Origin of the sequence: Flavobacterium sinopsychrotolerans (genome assembly GCF_900110375.1) — a bacterium.
Lineage (GTDB): Bacteria > Bacteroidota > Bacteroidia > Flavobacteriales > Flavobacteriaceae > Flavobacterium > Flavobacterium sinopsychrotolerans.
Genome location: NZ_FODN01000009.1, coordinates 95975 through 119089 on the forward strand (window position 1 = coordinate 95975; position 23115 = coordinate 119089).

Below are 23115 nucleotides of genomic sequence, written 5' to 3' on the forward strand. Positions count from 1 at the left end.
ATGAAAGTTAGAGCTTCAGTAAAAAAGAGAAGTCCCGAGTGCAAAATTGTGCGAAGAAAAGGGAGATTGTACGTAATAAACAAAAAGAATCCTAGATTTAAACAAAGACAAGGATAATTATGGCAAGAATAGCAGGGGTAGATATCCCGAAAAATAAGAGAGGTGTTATAGCACTTACCTACATCTTCGGATTAGGAAATAGTAGAGCTATTGAGATTTTAGAAAAAGCTCAAGTTAGCCAAGATAAAAAAGTTCAAGATTGGAATGATGACGAGATCGGAGCAATTCGTGAGGCGGTATCAACTTTTAAAATTGAAGGAGAATTACGTTCTGAAGTTTCTTTAAACATCAAACGTTTAATGGATATTGGATGTTATAGAGGTATCCGTCATAGAACTGGTCTTCCTTTAAGAGGACAAAGAACTAAAAACAACTCTAGAACAAGAAAAGGTAAAAGAAAAACTGTTGCCAACAAGAAAAAAGCAACTAAATAATAAGTAATATGGCTAAAGCAACTGCAAAAAAACGTAAAGTTATCGTTGAATCAACGGGAGAAGCTCATATTTCTGCTACTTTTAACAATATCATCATTTCTTTGACAAACAAAAAAGGTGAAGTTATTTCTTGGTCTTCAGCTGGTAAAATGGGTTTTAGAGGTTCTAAAAAGAACACTCCATACGCAGCCCAAATGGCAGCAGAAGATTGTAGTAAAGTAGCTCTTGAAGCTGGACTTAAAAAAGTAAAGGTTTATGTAAAAGGACCAGGAAACGGACGTGAGTCTGCTATCCGTTCTTTGCATAACGGTGGAATTGAAGTGACTGAGATTATCGATGTTACTCCAATGCCTCACAATGGATGTCGTCCTCCTAAAAGACGTAGAGTTTAATTATATATTTAAGTATAACTAGGTAGAATATACGATTATCGAAGGATATGACCTGAATTCATAATCTCTACCTTAATTTAATTTTTAGAAATGGCAAGATATACTGGTCCAAAAACTAGAATTGCTCGTAAATTTGGCGAAGCAATCTTCGGAGATGACAAATCTTTCGAAAAAAGAAATTACCCACCTGGACAACACGGGATGGCTAAAAAAAGAGGTAAAAAATCTGAATATGCAATCCAGTTAATGGAAAAGCAAAAAGCTAAATATTCTTATGGAATTTTAGAAAAACAATTCAGAGGTTTATTCAAAAAAGCATCAGCTACTAAAGGTGTTACTGGTGAAGTTCTTTTACAATTGTGTGAAGCACGTTTAGATAACGTAGTTTTTAGAATGGGTATTGCTCCTTCTAGAAGAGGCGCTAGACAATTAGTTTCTCACAGACACGTTACTGTTAACGGTGATGTAGTAAATATTGCTTCTTACCACCTTAAACCTGGTGATAAAGTTGCTGTTCGTGAAAAATCTAAATCATTAGAAGCTATCGAACGTTCTTTATCTAATTCAAGTCATGTTTATGAATGGATTACTTGGAATAATGATATCAAAGAAGGTACTTTCGTTTCTGTACCTGCGAGACTTCAAATCCCAGAAAACATTAAAGAACAATTAATCGTAGAGTTGTACAACAAATAATAATTGACTTAGTCGAAATTTATGGCAATATTTAATTTTCAGAAGCCCGATAAAGTTATCATGATCGATTCAACCGATTTTGAAGGTAAATTTGAATTTAGACCTTTAGAACCTGGATACGGATTGACCGTTGGTAATGCACTTAGAAGAGTTTTGCTTTCAGCATTAGAAGGTTATGCAATTACATCTGTTCGTATTGAAGGTGTAGATCATGAGTTTTCTACTATTTCAGGAGTTGTTGAGGACGTTACCGAAATTATTCTTAATCTTAAACAAGTTCGTTTCAAACGTCAAATTGAAGATATAGATAATGAATCAGTTACTATTTCTGTTTCAGGTAAAGACCAATTAACAGCTGGTGATTTTCAAAAATTTATTTCAGGTTTCCAAGTTTTGAATCCAGAACTAGTTATCTGTAATTTAGACAGTAAAATCAAACTTAATTTCGATTTAACGATCGAAAAAGGTAGAGGATATGTTCCTGCTGAAGAGAACAAAAAACAGAATGCTGCAATTGGAACTATTTTTACAGATTCAATTTTTACTCCGGTAAAAAATGTAAAATATGCGATTGAAAACTTCCGTGTAGAGCAAAAAACAGATTACGAAAAGTTAGTTTTTGAAATTAAAACTGATGGTTCTATCAATCCAAAAGATGCCCTTACTGAAGCTGCAAAAGTTTTAATTCACCATTTCATGTTGTTCTCTGACGAAAGAATTACACTCGAGGCTGACGAAATTGCACAAACAGAATCGTATGATGAAGAGTCATTGCATATGAGACAATTGCTTAAAACTAAGCTTGTTGATATGGATCTTTCTGTAAGAGCATTAAATTGCTTGAAAGCGGCTGAAGTTGATACACTTGGTGATTTAGTATCGTTCAATAAAAATGACCTAATGAAATTCCGTAATTTTGGTAAAAAATCTTTAACTGAACTTGATGAACTTGTTGCAGTTAAAAATTTGAACTTCGGTATGGATTTAGCAAAATACAAACTAGATAAAGAATAATCTAAGCCGCAAGGTTTAAATTTACATAGCAATGAGACACGGAAAAAAATTCAATCACTTAAGCAGACAGACTGCACATAGAAAATCTATGTTAGCTAATATGGCTTGTTCTCTTATCGAGCACAAACGTATTAACACTACTGTTGCTAAAGCAAAAGCGCTTAAACAATTCGTTGAGCCGCTTATAACAAAATCAAAAGAAGATACGACTCACAATCGTCGTATCGTTTTTGCTTACTTACGTAGCAAATATGCGGTAACTGACTTGTTCAGAGACGTAGCTGCTAAAGTAGGAGACCGTCCAGGTGGATACACTCGTATCATTAAAGTTGGAAATCGTTTAGGAGATAATGCTGATATGGCAATGATCGAATTAGTAGATTTTAATGAACTTTACAATGGTGGTAAAAAAGAAGTTAAAAAAGCAAAAAGCCGTCGTGGTGGTAAAGCTAAGAAAGATGAAGCTACTGAAGCTCCAGCTGCTGAAACTGAAACAACTACTGAGACTGCTGAGTAATTATGAAAATAATCATTCAATAAAAATCAAGGATAAGCTATTTATAGTTTATCCTTTTTTTTTTTGATTTTTTTGGAGCATAACATTTCGAGTTTTTAAGAACTAATTGTCCCGCTTTCCTTTGCAATCTTTTTCTTTTTAAAGAAAAAAGGAAAAAGGATTTCCACTTCAAACAAAGTTCACTGAACTCCTATGAAAATAGAAACTAAGTGAAGTAATTGGGGCTAGTTTAAAACTTTTTCCTTAAACAAGAAAACTTGAAAAACATAAATTTTTAAAAAACATTGGATTCACTGTTTTAAAAAATTAAATTTGCAAAATATTTAACTACACATGAAACGAGTTCTTTCGAGTTACATGAGACTATTATAAAATTAATAGAAATCAACTAATGAAATATACAACACGACAAAAAGCAATTCTTTTATTAAGTGACGGAACCATATTCCACGGTAAATCTATTGGAATCAGTGGAACTACTTTTGGAGAAGTTTGTTTTAATACAGGAATGACAGGTTACCAAGAAATATTCACTGACCCTTCTTATTTTGGTCAGTTAATGGTAGCTACTAATGCCCATATTGGAAATTATGGGGTAAACGATTCAGAAGTTGAATCACAAAGTATTAAAATATCTGGATTGGTTTGTAAAAACTTTAGCTTCAATTATTCTCGTGAAGATGCTTCAGGGAGTTTAGAAGATTATTTTATTAAACAAAACCTAATCTGTATATCTGACGTAGATACTCGTGCTTTGGTGAGTTACATTCGTGACAATGGTGCTATGAATGCAGTCATTTGCACAAACGAAACTCCAATAGAGGAACTAAAAATTGCACTGGCAAAAGTTCCGGATATGAAAGGTTTGGAATTGGCTTCTAAAGTTTCAACTACAGAACCTTACTTTTTTGGTGATGAAAATGCAACCTATAAAATAGCAGCACTTGATTTAGGAATTAAAATGAATATCCTTCGTAATCTAGCCAAAAGAGATTGCTATATCAAAGTATTTCCTTTTGATTCTTCTTACCAAGATTTAGCTGCTTTTAACCCGGATGGATATTTTTTATCTAATGGACCTGGTGATCCAGAGCCACTTTCTGGAGCTATTCAAGTAGCAAAAGAGATTTTGGAAAATAATAAACCTTTATTCGGAATCTGTTTGGGACATCAAGTGATTGGTTTGGCTAACGGAATTTCTACTTATAAAATGTTTAACGGGCACAGGGGAATCAATCATCCTGTGAAAAATATCATTACCGGAAAAGGAGAAATCACTTCTCAAAATCATGGTTTTGCCGTTAACAAAGAAGAATTAGATAATCATCCTGATTTAGAAATTACACATCTTCATCTAAATGATGGAACTGTTGCAGGGATGCGTATGAAAAACAAAAATTGTTTTTCCGTTCAATATCATCCAGAAGCAAGCCCAGGACCACATGATTCTTCTTATTTATTTGATCAATTTATAGAGAACATAAAAGGTTAAAATTGGAATAACTTCCAAGATTAGGTATTGAAAAAAAGGGGTTTGACTTAATTGAAAGTCAAACCCTTTTTTATATAAAGTATATTTACATACCAAAGGGATAGGTTTCGGGTATTTGATTTCCATCCGGTTGGATGTGTATGGGATGTAATGCACTTGTTTCGTCTAGAAAAATAAAAGCATCGTATCTTTTGGGTAGTATTGTAGGAACGTAATTCCCGAATCTTTCATGCTCTGGATTATAAACAACACCTATTGCACGATGTCCTATATAGGAAGAAAGGCATTTTTCGCTCTTTACTTTATTCATTAATAACAGTTTGTTTTTGCCATTGCCAGCAAGATGAAGGGCATGTTCCCAACTTCCTTCCACGGCTTCTGGAACTTTTATTTTTCGCATAGAATCGCCCCATTCTCTTCCAGCTACGACACTTCCTTTGTAAGATCCAAATCCTACAGCAACTACTCCATCAGTCAAATATTCTTCTCTCAGCAGCTGTCCTACATTTACCATCCCTTCTGAAGCCATTTCTGTAGCACGCGCATCGCCGATGTGGGGGTTGTGTTCCCAAACGATTATTTTCGCATCCTTTCCGTGGAATTTCATAAGGCGTTGTATCGTGGAAACCATGCGTTCGTCACGAATATTCCAAGAGGCGGAACCCCTTTTTATCATGGCGCGATAATATTTTTCGGCATTTCTCGCAATGAATGCATTTTGCTCGGTGCTCAGAGCATTTTTAGCATCGTGATTGTAATTGGGTGCGTTTTTAATGATTGCTGTAAGCATGTTTAGGATTTCTTTCTCGCATAATTCAGGAACGTATGAAGAAGCTCTGGCATAAGATTGACCTTCGTCTTTATTGTATGGTTCAAAACATTTCATAGCAGTTTTTGCAATTGCGAGTGCTTTTGGGTCATTTTTTTCTAGATATTGAACGATTGAATTCATGGATTCTCTAAAACTATATACATCTAATCCGTAAAATCCGATTCTTTTATCAGCAGATAAGCTTTCGTTGTAAACTTTTAACCAATCTATAAATGCTGCTGTTTCCCAATTTGCCCACATCCAAGTTGGCCATCTTTTAAACTCATTCATAACACTAAAGATGTCTTTCCCGGAATCTAAATATCCTTTTGCATACCGATTTAAACGATAACAATCCGGCCAATCTCCCTCGACTCCTACAAATGAAAAACCTTTTTCCTGAATGAGTCGTTGTGTGATTTTTGCCCTCCAAGTGTAATATTCATGCGTGCCATGTGAGGCTTCACCTAGAAGAACATATTTTGCATCTCCTATATAGTCAATTAATAGGTCTAAATCGTCCGTATTGTCTAATGGAGTTGATGTTCTAGTCAATAATTCTATTATTTCACTAGAATTGATTGAATTGTTAAGGTTTTTTATAGTTTCCATCACATTTTTATTTTTAGATTAAGCAATAAAACTTTTCAGTAAAAAAACACTATTTACAATGTGAGTATTTATAAAAAGTATTTATAAAATTAACATAAATAACTGATAATCAATGTATTTAAATTTAATTTTTTCTTAAATTCAATGATCTGAATTTCTGCTTGGTATTTTATGTTTTGATGAAAATAGTGTTATTGTTTTTATTTAATTTTAAATAACAGAAAAAATAACAGATAGTGAAAAAATAAATTCTAAAAAAGTAGAAATGTTTTGTTTGTAAAAAAAATTATAACGTTTTCGTTAATAACATTCATTATTTTCATAAAATCATTCCAAAAGATAGAATATATTTGTATTTTAAAATTTAAAATTTTAGTATATGAGTATTATTATAAAAATTCACGCAAGACAAATTTTCGATTCAAGAGGAAATCCTACAATAGAAGTAGATGTAATTACAGATAATGGAGTTTTAGGAAGAGCTGCAGTGCCATCTGGAGCATCTACTGGAGAACATGAAGCGGTTGAATTACGTGATGGAGGAAAAGCATTTCTTGGAAAAGGAGTTTTGAATGCAGTGAAAAATGTTAATACTGTTATTTCTGAAGAACTTTTGGGAGTTTCTGTTTTTGAACAAAATCTTATTGATCAGATGATGACCGATTTAGATGGTACACCAAATAAATCTAATTTAGGAGCAAATGCAATTTTAGGTGTTTCTCTTGCTGTTGCAAAGGCGGCTGCGAATGAATTAGGATTGCCATTATATAGATATGTAGGTGGTGTTTCTGCAAATACATTACCAGTTCCAATGATGAATATTATCAACGGAGGGTCACATTCTGATGCGCCCATCGCATTTCAGGAATTTATGATTTTCCCTGTGAAAGCAACTTCGTTTTCACATGCGATGCAAATGGGGACTGAAATTTTTCATAGCTTGAAAAAAGTATTACATGACAGAGGACTTTCTACAGCAGTGGGTGACGAAGGTGGTTTTGCACCGAATCTAGCTGGAGGAACTGAAGATGCTTTAGATACTATCAAAAAAGCGGTTGAAACTGCAGGATATACTTTTGGAGATGAAATCATGATCGCTTTGGATTGTGCTGCTGCGGAGTTTTATGTCAATGGAAAATACGATTACACTAAATTTGAAGGGGAAACAGGTAAAGTTAGATCTTCTGCAGAGCAAGTGGAGTATTTAGCTGAATTAGTTGCTAAATATCCTATCATTTCTATTGAAGATGGAATGGATGAAAATGACTGGGATGGATGGAAATTGCTTACGGATAAAATTGGAGATAAAGTACAATTAGTTGGGGATGATTTGTTTGTTACCAATGTGGAGCGTCTAGCTACGGGTATTGAAAAAGGAATCGCTAATTCAATCCTTATTAAAGTAAACCAAATTGGAACATTGACAGAAACGATTGCAGCTGTTAATATGGCTAAAAATGCAGGATATACTTCAGTGATGTCACACCGCTCAGGAGAGACAGAAGACAATACAATTGCGGACTTAGCAGTAGCTTTAAACTGTGGTCAAATTAAAACTGGTTCAGCTTCTCGTTCTGATCGTATGGCTAAATACAATCAATTATTAAGAATTGAAGAGGAGTTAGGGAATACCGCTTATTTTCCTGGTAAAAATGCTTTCAAAATAAAATAATTCTTACGATTTTTTTATATAAAGCCATTCGCCTTGTGTGAGTGGCTTTTTTTTGTAATATTTAACAATTTCATTGTGTTATTCTCTTTTTAATTAGTGTTTAATTCCTTAGATTTGAGAAATTATTATTTTAAAAGTTTATTTTCAATTATATTATGTCAAAAACAGCAAAATTAGAAATAGATGGTAAGATATTTGAGCTTCCAGTTATTACAGGAAGTGAAAATGAATCGGCTGTCGATATTAGTAAATTACGTGATCTTTCGGGGGTTATAACCCTTGATCCAGGTTATAAAAATTCAGGTTCTTGTAAAAGTGAGATCACTTTTCTTGATGGAGAACTTGGGATTTTAAGATACAGAGGTTATTCAATAGAAGATTTGGCCGAAAAAGCTCACTTTCTTGAAGTCTCTTATCTATTAATTTTTGGAGAATTGCCTACTGTTAAACAGTTAGAGCAATTTGAAAATGATATTAGAAAATACACATTAGTCAACGAAGAAATGAAAAACATCATAGATGGTTTTCCTAAAACAGCCCATCCTATGGGTGTTTTGGCCGCTTTGACAAGTGCTTTGACTGCATTTAATCCTAAATCGGTAAATGCTGAAAATGAAAAAGAAATGTATGAGGCAGTTTGTAAAACCATGGGGAAATTCTTGGTTATAGCAACTTGGACATATAGAAAAAGCATGGGTTATCCGTTGAATTATTACGATAATACAAAAGGATATGTGGAGAATTTTATGCATTTAATGTTTGAATTGCCTACTGGACCTTACACACCTAATCCAATTGTTATTGATGCTTTGGATAAACTTTTTATTCTTCACGGAGATCACGAGCAAAACTGCTCAACATCTACAGTAAGAATGGTTGGGTCTTCACATGCCGGACTATTTGCTTCTATCTCTGCGGGTGTTTCTGCACTTTGGGGACCATTACACGGTGGAGCAAATCAGGCTGTTCTTGAAATGTTAGAGGAGATTCATGCAACTGGTGGTGATGCTGATAAATATTTGGCTAAAGCCAAAGACAAAAACGATCCATTTAGATTAATGGGTTTTGGTCACAGAGTTTATAAAAACTTTGATCCAAGAGCAAAAATCATAAAAAAAGCAGCTAACGAAGTTTTAGCGACTTTAGGAGTTGATGATCCAATTCTTGCAATTGCAAAAAAATTAGAAGAATCAGCTTTAGAGGATGAGTACTTCAAATCAAGAAACTTATATCCTAATGTAGATTTCTATTCTGGAATTATTTATAGAGCTTTAGGTATTCCTACAGACATGTTTACAGTAATGTTTGCAATAGGACGTTTACCGGGTTGGATCGCACAATGGAAAGAAATGCGTGAAAACAAGGAGCCTATCGGAAGGCCAAGACAAATTTATACAGGGCATCCTTTGAGAGGCTTTGTACCATCTGAGAAAAGATAAATTCAATTTAAAAAGCTTCACTAATTAGTGAAGCTTTTTTTATATTTGCCAAAAGCTAAAAATTCATGTTAGAGTTAAATATAAAGAATGAAACATCGAGACTCCGAGCTGTAGTGCTGGGTTCAGCAGTCAATAATGGACCTACGCCTAAGGTTGAAGAAGCTTACGACCCAAAATCATTAGAACACATACTTGCAGGTACTTATCCTCACGAAAAAGACATGGTGAACGAAATGGAAGCATTTAGCGCCGTTCTGAAAAAATATAACGTGACTGTTTATCGTCCCGAAATGATTGAGAATTACAATCAGATATTCACCAGAGATATTGGTTTTGTGATTGATGATGTTTTTGTGAAGTCTAATATTTTGCCAGACAGAGAACGCGAACTGGATGCAATCCAATATATAATTGACCAAATTAATCCTAAAAAAGTCGTTCGCCCTCCAGAGGAAGTGCATATAGAAGGTGGTGATGTGATGTTGTGGAACGATTATATTTTCATTGGAACCTATAAAGGAAGTGATTACAAAGATTACATTACGGCAAGAACGAATGTACAAGGAGTACAATACATTAAAGATTTATTTCCAAATAAGATTGTCAAAGAATTCGATTTGGTAAAATCTAAAATTGAAGCTCGTGACAATGCGTTGCATTTGGATTGCTGTTTTCAACCTGTTGGGAATGACAAAGGGATTATTTATAAAAACGGATTCCGTGAAGAAGCAGATTATTTGTTTTTGGTAAATCTGTTTGGAAAAGAAAACTTATTCCATATTACCAGAGACGAAATGTACAATATGAATTCCAATATTTTTTCTATTGATACGAATGTTGTCGTGTCAGAAAGAAATTTTACCCGACTTAACAATTGGTTGCGTGCAAACGGTTTTGTCGTAGAAGAAATTCCATACGCAGAAATTGCAAAACAAGAAGGATTATTACGGTGTTCTACCTTACCTTTAATTAGAGAATAAATATTTGTTTAAGGTTTAAAGTTTAATGTTGAGCAACATAAAACTTTAAACCTTAAACTTTAAACTAAAAATATATGAAACAAACCACAAATTCCATACTGATGATTCGCCCGGTTGCGTTTAGAATGAACGAACAAACGGCAGTAAATAATTATTATCAAAAAGTATTAGACGGACTTTTACCCGCAACTGTAAATGCCAAAGCGCAACAAGAATTTGATGCTTTTGTCGAAAAGCTAACGGCAGTTGATGTTGATGTTACCGTTGTTGATGACACATTAAATCCAGACACTCCTGATAGTATTTTTCCAAACAACTGGATTTCTTTTCACGAGAATGGTGACGTAGCTTTGTATCCAATGTTTGCTGAAAATCGTCGTCACGAACGTCGCGAAGAGATTTTAGATTTACTGGAAGAAAAAGGTTTTGTGATTCATAATATTATAGATTACACTTCCGCTGAAGAAGATGGATTTTTCTTGGAAGGAACAGGAAGTTTACTTTTAGACCGAGCGAATGCTAAAGCGTATTGCGCATTATCTCCTAGAGCGGATGAAGAGTTATTTATAGAATTTTGTGAGGATTTTGATTATGCACCAGTAATTTTTGAAGCTTTTCAAACGGTTGATTCGGAGCGAAAACTGATTTATCATACCAATGTGATGATGTGTCTAGGAGAAACTTTTGCAGTAATTTGTTCGGATTGTATTGATGATAAAAAAGAACGCAAAATGGTTTTGGACAATCTGAAAGAAAACGGAAAGGAAATAGTTTTGATTACCGAAGCCCAAATGAACAATTTTGCGGGAAATATGCTTGAAGTTCGTGGAGCAAATGACAAACGATATTTGGTTATGAGTGCGGCAGCTCATCAAAGTTTGACTCCAAAACAAATAGAGCAATTAGAAAAACATGCTGAAATTTTGAGTTCTAGTCTGGATACGATTGAAGCTTGTGGCGGAGGAAGTGCCAGATGTATGATGGCAGAGATTTTCTTGCCAAGAAATTAAAAAAAGAAAGCCGGATACGATTCAAAATCATATCCGGCTTTTTTTCTAGTTTTAATTTAATTTTAGGAAAGATTCCCTTTTATAATATTGATAATGGCACTTACGATATATTGAATTCCTATAGCAATTACAATAAAACCTACAATTCTTGATATCGCTACAATTCCGGATGCTCCAAGTATTTTTGCTAAATAATGAGCGCTTTTTAGAATAAGAAAAATGGTTACTGCAATGGCAAGAATAGCAATTGAAGAAATGATAATCTCCATAGTTGTATTGTGTTCCTGATAAAAAGCAATAAGTAGAGAAATAGAACCAGGTCCGGCAAGCATTGGGATTGCAAGTGGTGTTAAGGCGATATCGTTTCTTTGTTGCGCGTCAGTTTCTGCTTTTTTATTAATACCTCGCTTCTTAGTGAATTTTCCGGAAAGCAATGAAAAACCAGAACTCACGATAATAATTCCACCTGCAATTCGGAGTGCGTCAATGCTGATTCCAAAAAAAAGCAATACATATTGCCCGATAAAAAACGAGACGATAAGAATAATAAATACATTTATCGCCGTCCATAAAGAAATTCTGGAGCGCTCTTTTTTAGAGTCGTGTTGGGTAAGTCCCACAAAAATGGGAACGGTTCCAATAGGGTTTAAAACGGAAAAAAGAGCAACAAAGAGGTAAATAAATAGATCCATATTTTATTTTTAAGGGTGTAAAAATACTCTTTTTTTGTTTTTTAATGTTAGGGGAATGTTTTTTATTGCTACTACAACTAAACCTTAAAATTACTAAACGAATAAACCTTTTTGATTACTTTTGCCAAATACAATTATAGAAAATGATAAAGAATAAAAAAACATTGGTTCTTGGAGCGACAACTAAACCAGAGCGCTACGCTTTCAAAGCCGTAAATATGTTAGTAGAAAAAGGGCATTCCGTTCTTGCATTAGGCCAAAATGCTGGCGAAGTTGCCGGAGTAAAAATCCAGACTAAAGCCATTCCATTAAAAAATATCGATACTGTTACCTTATATTTAAACCCAACACGTCAACGCGATTATTACAATTATATCGTCGAAGCAAAACCAAAACGTGTTATTTTTAATCCGGGTACTGAAAATCCAGAATTCTATCAGTTGTTGAAATTGAATGATATTAAAGTAGAAGTAGCTTGTACGTTAGTTTTGTTAGCTACCAATCAGTATTAAATTTTTTAGGAGCTATTCCAGCTATACGCTATATCTTTTCTTGTTCCGTTAAAAAAAACGGAACAAGAAAAGGATGTCGCTGCTATCTGGGCTAAAAACTAGAATCGTGTTTCAGAAGTGGCATTTTTGCTAATCAACAACAATCCTAGAAAAGTGATTAGCCCGTTTACGATAATCAATTCGTTATCAAAAATATATCCCCAGAAAAAAGTCTTCGAATTTTCGCTTATAAAGTACGTTACAGCAGGAGATAATAAGCAAATAATAGGAACAAATTTGTCTTTCACCGTTTTTGATTTTACAAACAGTCCAAAACAATACAATCCCAAAAGCGGTCCATACGTATAGGACGCAACCCTAAAAATCATTCCTACTACGGAACTGTCATTAATAGAGTTAAAGAATATTATAACCAAAAACATTAGAAATGAGAATGCAATATGCACAAGATGCCTGTTTCTAACTACGTTTGGCTTGTTTAGATTTTCTGTTTTATCCATTCCTAAAAAATCTACACAAAACGAAGTTGTTAGAGCAGTTAATGCGGAATCCGTCGTTGCAAAGGTGGCTGCTGTTAATCCCAATAGGAAAATTACGGATGGAATCAAAGTCAAATGGTTAAAGGCAATTTCAGGGAAAAGTAAATCAGTTCTGGGTTTTCCAGTGACTAAATCGGTAGGAACTTCTATTCCATTTTTAGCCGCATAAATGTAAAGTAAAGCACCCACGCTAAGGAAAAAGATATTGATACCTACAAAGATTCCAGTGAACGTAAACATGTTTTTTTGGGCTTCGCTAATGTTTTTGCAACTCAGGTTTTTCTGCATTAAATCCTGATCCAAACCTACCATGGCGATAGTTACAAAGATTCCTCCCAGAATTTGTTTTACAAAATGAAACTTACTCGACACAAAATCCTCAAAGAAAAACACTTTAGAATAATTGCTGTTTTTTACTGCTTCAAAAGCTTCAAAAACATTTAAGTTTAAACTTCGGCAAATAAAGAAAATTGTCAAAAAGACAGATGAAACTAAGAAAAAGGTTTGTAAAGTGTCTGTAATAATAATGGTTTTCAATCCGCCTCGATACGTGTAAGCAAATATTAATGCCAGCGAAATCAGAACTGTAACTGCAAATGGAATTCCATAAAAGTCGAAAACAAAACGTTGTAAAACAATTACAACAAGATACAACCGGAATGCTGATCCAATGGTTCTGCTAATCAAGAAAATGGTTGCGGCGGTTTTGTAGGAGTAAGTCCCTAATCGGTGCTCTATGTAGCCGTAAATCGAAGTCAAATTCATTCGGTAATACAGCGGAAGCAATACTTTTGCGATTATGATGAAACCAATGGCATTCCCCAAAACGAACTGAAAGTATTTGAATTGCTCCCCATTTGGAGAACCAACTTCTCCTGGAACAGAAATAAAAGTCACACCGGAAAGTGCTGTTCCAATCATTCCAAAAGCGACTAAATACCATTTGGAATTTTTATTGGCCTTGAAAAAAGCATCATTGCCGCTGTCTTTTCTGCTTACAAAATGCGAAATCAAAAAAAGAATTCCGAAGTAGATTACAATTAGTGATAGAATGGCAAATGGAGTCATATTGTGTGAATATTGTATTTGGCCAAATTACATAAATAATCTTCAAATTTTCAAATTATCTATCCCGAACGATTGGGACAAATTAACTACTTTTGCAGTTATGGAATTTTCTTCGAAATTAATAGAAAAGGCAGTTAACGAAATGTCTCAGCTGCCTGGAATTGGCAAACGAACTGCACTGCGATTGGTGTTGCATTTATTGAAGCAGCCTAAAGAGCAAACAGGATTTCTATCGCAAGCCTTGGTCGCTATGCGTGAAGATATTAAGTATTGTACAAGTTGTCATAATATTTCGGATAGCATGATGTGCGAAATTTGCGCCAATAAAAGCAGAAATCACCAAATCATTTGTATCGTGGAGGATATTCGCGATGTGATGGCCATTGAAAACACAGGCCAATTTAGAGGGATTTACCATGTTTTGGGAGGTAAAATTTCTCCCATTGATGGCGTTGGTCCCAGTCAATTAAACATATCGACTTTAGTCGAAAAAGTAAAATCAGGAAGTGTAAACGAGATTATTTTTGCTTTAAGCTCCACGATGGAGGGTGATACTACAAATTTTTATATCTACAAACAAATTGCCGATTGTGAAATAATAATATCAACAATCGCGAGAGGAATTTCGGTAGGCGATGAACTGGAATATGCGGATGAAGTTACTTTGGGACGCAGTATATTGCATAGAGTTCCATTCGAAAAATCTTTTAAAAATAATTAATCCATTTTAATGAATAACGGTGCTTTTTTATATAGTAAATGAAAAGCCTATATTTGTTATTAAAAATATAAAAATGAGTAAGTCCATTCTCTATTTGTTGCTAATTGTTAGTGTATTGTTTTCTTCTTGTATTCCTACGCAAGATTTGATTTATTTGCAAAAAAAAGATGGAAATGAAACTCAAAGCACTGTAGCTGTTGTAGAGTCAAAACCGTATCGATTGCAAATTAATGATGTTTTGAGTATTACAATTAAAGCAAATGATCCAAAGTTAGTTTCAATTTTTAGTACTTCAAATCAATCCGAAATAGGAAATAAGTCAGAATCCGGCTTGTATTTTGATGGTTTTACTGTAGACGATCACGGAGCAATACGATTTCCGGTTTTAGGAGAAATAAACGTAATTGGCTTCACACTTGAGGAAGTAAGGATCAAAATCGAAAAACAATTATTATCCGAATATTTTAACGAAGCCGCAAATATTTTTGTTACTGTAAAATTAGCGGGGTTTAGATATACAATAAATGGCGAAGTAGGTAGTACAGGTACAAAAACACTATTTCAAGAACATGTAAATGTGATGGAAGCCATAGCAAATGCAGGAGATATTACGATTACCGGTAATAGAAAATCCGTTACAATTATACGGCAGTCCTCTACTGGAGTTCAAATGCAGGATATCGATCTTACCGATAGTAATGTTATGAAATCACCCTACTATCATTTGCAACCCAATGATTATATTTATGTAAAACCACTCAAACAAAAAACCTGGGGAACCGGGAAAACCGGAATCGAATCTTTGGGAACAATTATTACACTATTATCATTGGCAACAACTACTTTTTTACTTTTGAAAAAATAAAATACATTTCAAAAAATGTTAGATATAAAAGATTTTTCGGGTTTTGAAAATCAAGCTGGTTTTGACTTTAAAGATTTTTTAATTAAAATTGGAAGTTACTGGAAGTGGTTTCTAATTAGTTTATTAATCTCTTTCACTATTGCCTACCAAGTGAATATTCGTAAAGAAAAAATTTACGGAATGGAAACGTTAATAGCAGTGAAAGAAGAAAGTAATCCTCTTTTTACTTCAAACACCAGCTTGGTTTTTAATTGGGGAGGTACTTCAGATCAAGTTCAAACGATTTCAACAACCTTGCAATCCAGATCTCATAACGAGATAGTGGTAGACAAGTTGCAATATTATATAAATTACCTAGTTCAGGGGAAATACAATCTGATAGATGCTTATGGCGACGTACCCTTTTATGTAAATATTGATAAATCTAAAGGTCAATTGGCAGGAAATCTGATTGGGATTAAGTTTCTAAGCGAAAATGAATATGAAATCAGGATTCCATTTGAGAATCAAAGTGTTTCAATACTAACGTATTCCAATAATTCCTATAGCAATACAAATGTTGAAACCGGGGATTTTGTAAAAAAATATAAGGTTGGAGAACAAGTGTCTTTGCCTTTTTTAAATTGGAAATTACAAATACAAGAGAATCCCGGTTTTTACAAAGGAAATGAATATTTTGTCCAATTTAATGGTTTTGATGAAACAGTATCCAGATACAAAGGGATAAATGTCAGGTCAGATGATAAGGGTGGTTCGATCATTACTCTTGGCATGCAGGGAACCAACAAAGCCAGACTGGTAGAATATTTAAATGCAACGGTTAAAATGCTTATAAAAAGGCAATTAGACAGTAAAAATCAGTTTGCGACCAATACAATTGCATTTATAGATAGTACGCTTGTGGCTATGGAATCCCAATTGAAAGAAACTGGGGATGAATTAAAATCTTTCAGGAAAGATAAAAACATTTTTGATATAGAAGAAGGAGGAGCAAAATTTTCAGACAAAGCACTAGAGTTTGATGTTAAAAGAGATGAAGTTATTCGTAAAATAACGTATTACAACTCTTTGAAGGCGTATTTGAAAAATAGTGTGGATTATTCTAAACTTCCTGCTCCAACGGTTGCTGGAATCGAAGACCCTAATATAGTGGTTAATGTTTCAAAATTGATTGCACTTTCCACACAAAGATCAGAAATGGCTTATGCGGTAAAAAGTGATAAGATATTCAAAGATTTTGACAATCAGATGGAGGCTGTGAAAAAAGTTTTGATAGAAAATATTGCCTCGGCCAAAGCTTCTTTACAAGAAGATCTCGCTATGGTCAACAGCAAGATCAATCAGACTGAAAGTGCAATAAAAAAATTGCCTGAAGACCAACAAGAGCTTATTAAAATAAAAAGGAAATATGATTTAAGTGATAATATTTATAGCACATTTCTTCAAAAACGCAGTGAAGCCGATATTGTTAAAGCTGCAAATTTATCAGATATTCATTTTATTGATCCAGCTAAGGATGTTGGAGGAGGATTAATTGGGCCTAAAACTTCAGTTAATTATGTGTTGGCTTTATTTTTGGGAATTTTGATTCCCTTATTATTTGTTTTTGGAATTTTCTTTATAAATAATGCTATTCAAAATGCCGAGGATATTAGTAAACTGACTAAAATTCCAATCATTGGAGTGGTGGGTATAAATAAAGATGATTCAAGTTTGGCAGTATATGAAAAGCCGAAATCTGCATTATCAGAGTCATTTAGGGCGATTCGTTCCTCATTGCAATTTTTGTACAAGAAACAAAACGTTGATGGAGCAAAAACACTAATGATCACATCCTCAGTCAGTGGCGAAGGAAAAACATTTTGTTCCATAAACATTGCGACAGTATTTGCCCTCAGCGAAAAAAAGACGGTTATCATTGGACTTGATTTAAGAAAGCCTAAATTATTTGATGAATTTAATTTATCCAATGAAGTGGGTGTTGTGAATTATCTAATCAAGCAAAAAAGTGTGGATGAAATTATAAATCATACTCAAATCCCTTTTTTGGATGTTATCCTCTCAGGACCAATTCCGCCAAATCCATCAGAGATGATTTTGAGTGAAAGTATGGGAGAGTTAATTGCAGAATTAAAGAAAAAATACGATTATATTATTCTGGATACACCACCTGTTGGTTTAGTGTCTGATGCATTAGAATTAGCTCAGTATTGTGATGTAACTTTGTATATTGTAAGACAAAATTTCACTAAAAAGGACATGATTACGTTATTGAATAATAGAGTGAAAAGAGGAGAGTTAGATCATGCAAGCATTGTTTTGAATGGGTTTGCGAATAAAGCTAAATATGGTACAGGTTACGGATACGGCTACGGTTACGGAAATGCGCCTTATTCTAATGGGTATCATGAAGAAGAAAAGCCGAAAAATTTCTATGAAAGAGTAGCACAAAAATTACTAAAGAAAAAATAATAGATTATAATCTGTTTAGTAGCGATAAAAATGAAAGAAAAAACTATTTTGATTACCGGAGGTGCGGGTTTTATAGGGTCTAATCTCTGTGAATATTTTTTATCCAAAAAATATAAAGTAATTTGTTTGGATAATTTTGCGACAGGATATCGACATAATGTTAAAGATTTTATTAATAATGCTGATTTTCATTTAATTGAGGGTGATATACGAAACTTAGTCGATTGTCAGCGTGCTGTTCAGGGGGTGGATTATGTATTGCATCAGGCGGCTTTAGGTTCTGTGCCACGTTCAATCAATGATCCTGTAACCACAAATGATGTTAATGTTTCCGGATTTTTGAATATGCTAGTAGCCTCTCGTGATGCTAAAGTTAAACGTTTTGTTTATGCGGCGAGTTCTTCCACATACGGGGATTCAGTGGGGTTGCCTAAAGTGGAGGAAGTCATCGGGAAGCCACTTTCGCCCTATGCGATTACTAAATATGTGAATGAGTTGTATGCCGATATTTTTAGTCGGACGTATGGATTGGAAACGATAGGTTTGCGCTATTTTAATGTTTTTGGACGAAAACAAGATCCAAATGGTGCCTACGCAGCTGTTATTCCAAAATTTGTGATGCAATTAATGCAATTGGAAAGTCCAATAATTAACGGGGATGGCAACTATTCTCGTGATTTTACCTATATAGATAATGTAATTCAGATGAATGAATTGGCCCTGACGACTCAAAATCCAGCTGCAATAAACACCGTTTACAATACTGCTTATGGCGACAGGAATACGTTAACTAATTTAGTAGATTATTTAAAAGAGTTTTTAGCCGAGTATGACCCTAAAATTGGGACTATCACTGTTGAATACGGCCCTAACAGAGCAGGCGATATTCCTCATTCGCTGGCCAGTATTGATAAAGCAAAACAATTATTGGGGTATGATCCAAAGTTTTCTATGCAACAAGGATTGAAAGAAGCGGTATACTGGTATTGGGAGAATTTGCGTGAGAAGTGAGAGGTGAAGAGTGAGTGAGAGGTGAAGAGTGAGAAGTGAGAGGTGAGAGGTGAGAGGTGAGAAGTGAAGAGTGAGAAGTGAGAAGTGAGAAGTGAGAAGTGAGAAGGGAAAAGTGAGAGGTGAAGAGTGAAGAAGTAAAAAATTAAATTAGCGAATAGAAAAAATAAAAGAATGAAAATTACAAAAATTTGTTGCATTGGGGCAGGATATGTCGGAGGGCCAACTATGGCAGTTATCGCTCAGAAATGTCCTGATATACAGGTTACGGTTGTTGACTTAAATGAAGCACGTATTGCGGCGTGGAATGATGCAGATGTAGCGAATATTCCCATATATGAGCCTGGTCTTGATGCTATTGTAGCAGAGGCCAGAGGAAGAAATTTGTTTTTTTCTACGGAGGTTGAAAAAGCGATTGATGAAGCACAAATTATTTTTATATCAGTGAATACGCCTACCAAAACGTATGGTAAAGGCAAAGGAATGGCCGCTGATTTGAAATATATTGAATTGTGTGCCAGACAAATTGCCAGAGTAGCTAAAGACAATAAAATTGTTGTTGAAAAATCGACTTTGCCTGTTCGAACAGCTGAAGCGATTAAAAGTATTCTGGATCATACCGGTAACGGTGTTCAGTTTCAAATTCTGTCTAATCCGGAGTTTCTTGCTGAAGGAACTGCTGTTCAAGATTTATTGCATCCCGATCGTATTTTAATTGGAGGTGATTCTTCAGAGGAGGGTCAAAAGGCTATACAAGCCTTAGTTGGCGTGTATTCTAATTGGGTTGCCGCTGATAAAATACTAACGACTAATGTATGGTCGTCTGAATTGTCTAAACTTACTGCAAATGCTTTTTTGGCACAACGTATCTCTTCCATCAACGCGATGTCTGAGCTTTGTGAAAAAACAGGAGCTGATGTCAATGAAGTGGCAAAAGCCATAGGAATGGACAGCCGGATAGGTCCTAAGTTTCTAAAAGCCTCGGTTGGATTTGGGGGATCTTGTTTTCAAAAGGACATATTGAATTTAGTATATATAGCCAAATCATACGGTCTGAATGAAGTTGCTGATTATTGGGAACAAGTAATCATTATGAATGATCACCAAAAGAGACGCTTTTCGAATACTATTGTGCAAACGTTATACAATACGGTTGCGGATAAGAAAATCACATTTTTAGGATGGGCATTTAAAAAAGATACGAATGATACCAGAGAGTCGGCTGCCATTTACGTAGCAGATGCTTTAGTTAATGAACAAGCTCAAATAGCGGTTTATGATCCTAAAGTTTCTGAGAAAAAAGTATTAGCCGATTTGGATTATTTAGAAACAAGAACAAGTGCACAAAACAAAGCATGCGTTGCTTCTTTTGAAGACCCGTATTTAGCTTGTAAAGGCGCCCATGCTATAGCCATTTTGACAGAGTGGGATGAGTTTAAAGAATATGACTGGAAAAAAATATATGATTCCATGCAAAAACCTGCTTTTGTTTTTGATGGCAGAAATGTTTTAAACGCTGCTGAAATGAAGGCCATTGGCTTTGTATATCATGCTATCGGTTCCTAACGACATTCGTTGAAAAGAAATGATGGGCCAGAATAATAAGAGGTCAAGAGCACTGCATACAAAATATTGACAATGAGTTTAAGAGGGTCAGAGCAACAAACAGTATAGAATATAAATAAAGAATTTCAGAGCGGTAAGCGATAGCGTCACAGCTTCAGCGCCATTAATGGGTCAGGGTGTGTTAGATGTACAATTGTTGATTGGTCACAGCTATAGTTAAAACGATGCACTTTAGTGCATTCGCCTTTCAGGGTCTGGAAATTTTTGCCACAAATTTCACGAATTTTCACAAATTAATTCGTGATAATTTGTGAAATTCGTGGCAAATAAATAAGTGATACAACCGTGCAGACTTTAAATCGGCTAACCGAAACTATGAGCTTTAAGCACATAGTGGTTTATTTTGCTTTTTTATTGGGGGTTAGTGTTTTAGCTTTTACCAGTTTGATTGATCGTACTGTTCGTTTCAGACAGTGTAAAGTGGAGGGAAAAACAACGCTTTTTAGCTATCTTTGCCTATCCAATCAAGGGATAGTTTTTTGATTTTTAAATAATATAGATACAAGCCCCCACAAAGGTTTTGTAATTTTTAACCAATTCCGTTTTTAAAGTTGAGTACAAATATAAAAATAGCAGTTATAGGGCTGGGTTACGTAGGTCTGCCTTTGGCAAGGCTTTTCGCGACCAAGTATGCTGTAGTAGGATTTGATATTAATCAGTCGAGAATAGCAGCACTTGCTGCAGGAAATGATGCGACACTTGAGATTGATGATGCTACATTGCAGCGTGTTTTACGCCCTGCACCAAGTAATGAAATTGGGCTTTATTGTACTGCTACTTTAGCTGATATTGCCGATTGTAATTATTTTATCATTACGGTTCCAACTCCGGTGGATAAAAATAATCGTCCTGATTTGACTCCTTTGTTTAAGTCCAGCGAAAGTGTGGGTTCTGTTTTGAAAAAAGGGGATATTGTTATTTATGAGTCTACTGTTTATCCAGGTGTGACTGAAGAGGAATGTGTTCCTGTGCTGGAAAAATATTCGGGATTAAAATTCAATGTTGATTTTTATGCCGGCTATTCGCCAGAGCGGATCAATCCCGGAGACAAGGAACATACCGTTGAGAAAATTTTAAAAGTTACTTCCGGTTCCACTCCGGAAGTAGGGCAGAAAGTGAATCAGCTCTATCAATCGGTTATTACAGCTGGTACCCATTTAGCCCCATCGATAAAAGTAGCCGAAGCGGCTAAAGTAATTGAGAATTCCCAACGGGATATTAATATTGCTTTTGTCAATGAACTGGCGAAAATATTTAATCTTTTGGAAATTGACACGCATGCGGTTTTGGAGGCTGCGGGAACCAAATGGAATTTTTTGCCTTTTAAACCGGGTTTAGTTGGTGGTCATTGCATCGGTGTTGATCCCTACTATTTGGCTCAAAAAGCCCAAGAAAAAGGATACCATCCTGAAATTATATTAGCAGGACGCCGCTTGAATGATAGTATGGGAGAATATGTAGCCTCACAAGTGGTTAAATTAATGATTAAAAAAGGCGTGATTGTTAATGGTGCCAGTCTGTTGATGCTGGGAATCACTTTTAAAGAGAATTGTCCTGACGTACGCAATACTAAAATAGTAGATGTTATTAAAGCATTGGCTGATTATGGCATTCAAATTACAATATATGACCCTTGGGCTAATCCTGTTGAGGTACAACGGGAATATAATCTAACAACAACAACAGTACTGCCGCTTACAAAATTTGACGCCTTGGTTTTAGGTGTTGCACATACTCTTTTTTTGGATTTGGATTTGTCGCTATTGCAGCATAAAAGTAGTTTGTTGTATGATGTAAAAGGGGTTTTAGGTGCTGCAGCTGATGGGAGATTATAGCAGAAGTTTTCTGTTTTTTGGTTCTAGGTTTTGGGTTTTGGTTTTACCCCAGCCCTAAAGGGAGCCGGAAATTTAGATCTTGATGTTGTTTCGACTATATGGAGACTTTAAATGGTGTTGCCAATGACTTTTTATTGAAAGTAAAAATTAAGGGGTACTAATTTTCTTTTTTGCTTGATCAAAAAAGAAACAAAAAAATCAAGCCTGAATAGTTTTATCCCAAAAATCATCGGACGTATTTTCCTATCGCAACCCCAGCCGCTCGTGTTTCACACTCGACTCGGGGGTTACTCCCTTCGGCCAAGGCTTAAATCCTTACCGTGATTTTTTGGGATAAAACTATAAGGGCGGGGTTAGGAGTTCTAGGTTTTGGGTTTTAGTGAGGAGGCTTGTAATTTTCGTTTTGCACCAGTCCTAAAGGTAGCCGAAAATTCAGCGCTTGATGTTGTTTAAAATACATGGAGACTTTAAATGCTGTTACCAATGACTTTTTATTGAAGGTAAAAATTAAGGGGTACTAATTTTCTTTTTTGCTTGATCAAAAAAGAAACAGAAAAATATTCACGGGTTGTTATTGTTTTTTTGGTATTCATGAATCTTCGATTTCACTGCCTGAAAATAAAAAGCTTAAAAACTACCTCAAAGTGC

At 34.9% G+C, this 23115-nt stretch carries 21 protein-coding genes; 18 read left to right on the plus strand and 3 right to left on the minus strand.

The annotated features are described in order from the left end of the window. From ykgO to carA, 7 genes are all read left to right on the plus strand, one after another. Entirely contained in the window at positions 1-117 is a 117-nt protein-coding gene (gene ykgO / locus BMX64_RS14370) for a type B 50S ribosomal protein L36 (protein WP_008992256.1), read from the plus strand. Positions 118-119: 2 nt separating this feature from the next. Continuing rightward, positions 120-494 carry a 30S ribosomal protein S13 gene (rpsM, locus tag BMX64_RS14375; protein WP_091173715.1) on the plus strand — a complete coding sequence of 125 codons (375 nt, stop codon included), beginning with the start codon at positions 120-122 and terminating at the stop codon, positions 492-494. A gap of 8 nt (positions 495-502) precedes the next feature. Then, entirely contained in the window at positions 503-886 is a 384-nt protein-coding gene (gene rpsK / locus BMX64_RS14380; protein WP_024981527.1) for a 30S ribosomal protein S11, read from the plus strand. Between the two features lie 90 nt (positions 887-976). Continuing rightward, entirely contained in the window at positions 977-1582 is a 606-nt protein-coding gene (gene rpsD / locus BMX64_RS14385; RefSeq protein ID WP_091173719.1) for a 30S ribosomal protein S4, read from the plus strand. A 21-nt stretch (positions 1583-1603) separates the two neighbouring features. Then, positions 1604-2596 carry a DNA-directed RNA polymerase subunit alpha gene (locus tag BMX64_RS14390; protein ID WP_039110214.1) on the plus strand — a complete coding sequence of 331 codons (993 nt, stop codon included), beginning with the start codon at positions 1604-1606 and terminating at the stop codon, positions 2594-2596. Positions 2597-2627: 31 nt separating this feature from the next. Next, positions 2628-3113, plus strand: coding sequence for a 50S ribosomal protein L17 (gene rplQ / locus BMX64_RS14395; RefSeq protein WP_091173723.1), 486 nt, complete (start codon positions 2628-2630; stop codon positions 3111-3113). A 391-nt stretch (positions 3114-3504) separates the two neighbouring features. After that, on the plus strand, positions 3505-4605 hold the full coding sequence (gene carA, locus BMX64_RS14400) for a glutamine-hydrolyzing carbamoyl-phosphate synthase small subunit (protein WP_091173728.1): 1101 nt from the start codon (positions 3505-3507) through the stop codon (positions 4603-4605). Between the two features lie 85 nt (positions 4606-4690). Here the strand turns inward: carA and BMX64_RS14405 are convergent, their stop codons facing one another. Further along, positions 4691-6028, minus strand: coding sequence for an erythromycin esterase family protein (locus tag BMX64_RS14405; RefSeq protein WP_091173731.1), 1338 nt, complete (start codon positions 6026-6028; stop codon positions 4691-4693). A 379-nt stretch (positions 6029-6407) separates the two neighbouring features. Here BMX64_RS14405 and eno point away from each other — a divergent pair, with 379 nt between their 5' ends. The 4 genes from eno to ctlX all read left to right on the plus strand — a co-directional run bounded on the left by eno (position 6408) and on the right by ctlX (position 11129). Further along, positions 6408-7700 carry a phosphopyruvate hydratase gene (gene eno / locus BMX64_RS14410; protein WP_091173734.1) on the plus strand — a complete coding sequence of 431 codons (1293 nt, stop codon included), beginning with the start codon at positions 6408-6410 and terminating at the stop codon, positions 7698-7700. A 155-nt stretch (positions 7701-7855) separates the two neighbouring features. After that, a complete protein-coding gene (locus BMX64_RS14415) occupies positions 7856-9139 on the plus strand; it encodes a citrate synthase (RefSeq protein WP_091173737.1) in 1284 nt (427 codons plus the stop codon). A gap of 65 nt (positions 9140-9204) precedes the next feature. Next, the gene (locus BMX64_RS14420; RefSeq protein ID WP_091173741.1) at positions 9205-10119 is read left to right on the plus strand and encodes a dimethylarginine dimethylaminohydrolase family protein; all 915 of its coding nucleotides are present in this window, start codon (positions 9205-9207) and stop codon (positions 10117-10119) included. A gap of 74 nt (positions 10120-10193) precedes the next feature. After that, positions 10194-11129 (plus strand): citrulline utilization hydrolase CtlX, encoded by a 936-nt coding sequence (gene ctlX / locus BMX64_RS14425; protein WP_091173744.1) that lies wholly within the window; start codon positions 10194-10196, stop codon positions 11127-11129. A 62-nt stretch (positions 11130-11191) separates the two neighbouring features. Here the strand turns inward: ctlX and BMX64_RS14430 are convergent, their stop codons facing one another. Next, entirely contained in the window at positions 11192-11821 is a 630-nt protein-coding gene (locus BMX64_RS14430; RefSeq protein ID WP_091173749.1) for a MarC family NAAT transporter, read from the minus strand. A 146-nt stretch (positions 11822-11967) separates the two neighbouring features. Here BMX64_RS14430 and BMX64_RS14435 point away from each other — a divergent pair, with 146 nt between their 5' ends. Then, complete coding sequence (locus BMX64_RS14435) at positions 11968-12333, plus strand: CoA-binding protein (protein ID WP_091173917.1); 366 nt, start codon at positions 11968-11970, stop codon at positions 12331-12333. 98 nt (positions 12334-12431) lie between these two features. Here the strand turns inward: BMX64_RS14435 and BMX64_RS14440 are convergent, their stop codons facing one another. Further along, on the minus strand, positions 12432-13940 hold the full coding sequence (locus tag BMX64_RS14440; RefSeq protein ID WP_091173753.1) for a sodium:solute symporter: 1509 nt from the start codon (positions 13938-13940) through the stop codon (positions 12432-12434). Between the two features lie 100 nt (positions 13941-14040). Between BMX64_RS14440 and recR the strand changes: the two genes are divergently transcribed. The 6 genes from recR (at position 14041) to BMX64_RS14470 (ending at position 22467) form a co-directional block, all read left to right on the plus strand. Further along, entirely contained in the window at positions 14041-14661 is a 621-nt protein-coding gene (gene recR / locus BMX64_RS14445; protein ID WP_091173922.1) for a recombination mediator RecR, read from the plus strand. Between the two features lie 73 nt (positions 14662-14734). After that, a complete protein-coding gene (locus BMX64_RS14450; RefSeq protein WP_091173757.1) occupies positions 14735-15526 on the plus strand; it encodes a polysaccharide biosynthesis/export family protein in 792 nt (263 codons plus the stop codon). Positions 15527-15541: 15 nt separating this feature from the next. After that, positions 15542-17998 (plus strand): polysaccharide biosynthesis tyrosine autokinase, encoded by a 2457-nt coding sequence (locus BMX64_RS14455; RefSeq protein WP_091173762.1) that lies wholly within the window; start codon positions 15542-15544, stop codon positions 17996-17998. 30 nt (positions 17999-18028) lie between these two features. Further along, complete coding sequence (locus BMX64_RS14460; protein WP_091173766.1) at positions 18029-19009, plus strand: SDR family oxidoreductase; 981 nt, start codon at positions 18029-18031, stop codon at positions 19007-19009. 171 nt (positions 19010-19180) lie between these two features. Continuing rightward, the gene (locus BMX64_RS14465) at positions 19181-20572 is read left to right on the plus strand and encodes a UDP-glucose 6-dehydrogenase (RefSeq protein ID WP_091173770.1); all 1392 of its coding nucleotides are present in this window, start codon (positions 19181-19183) and stop codon (positions 20570-20572) included. Positions 20573-21183: 611 nt separating this feature from the next. Next, positions 21184-22467 (plus strand): nucleotide sugar dehydrogenase, encoded by a 1284-nt coding sequence (locus BMX64_RS14470; RefSeq protein WP_167543068.1) that lies wholly within the window; start codon positions 21184-21186, stop codon positions 22465-22467. Positions 22468-23115: the final 648 nt, after the last annotated feature.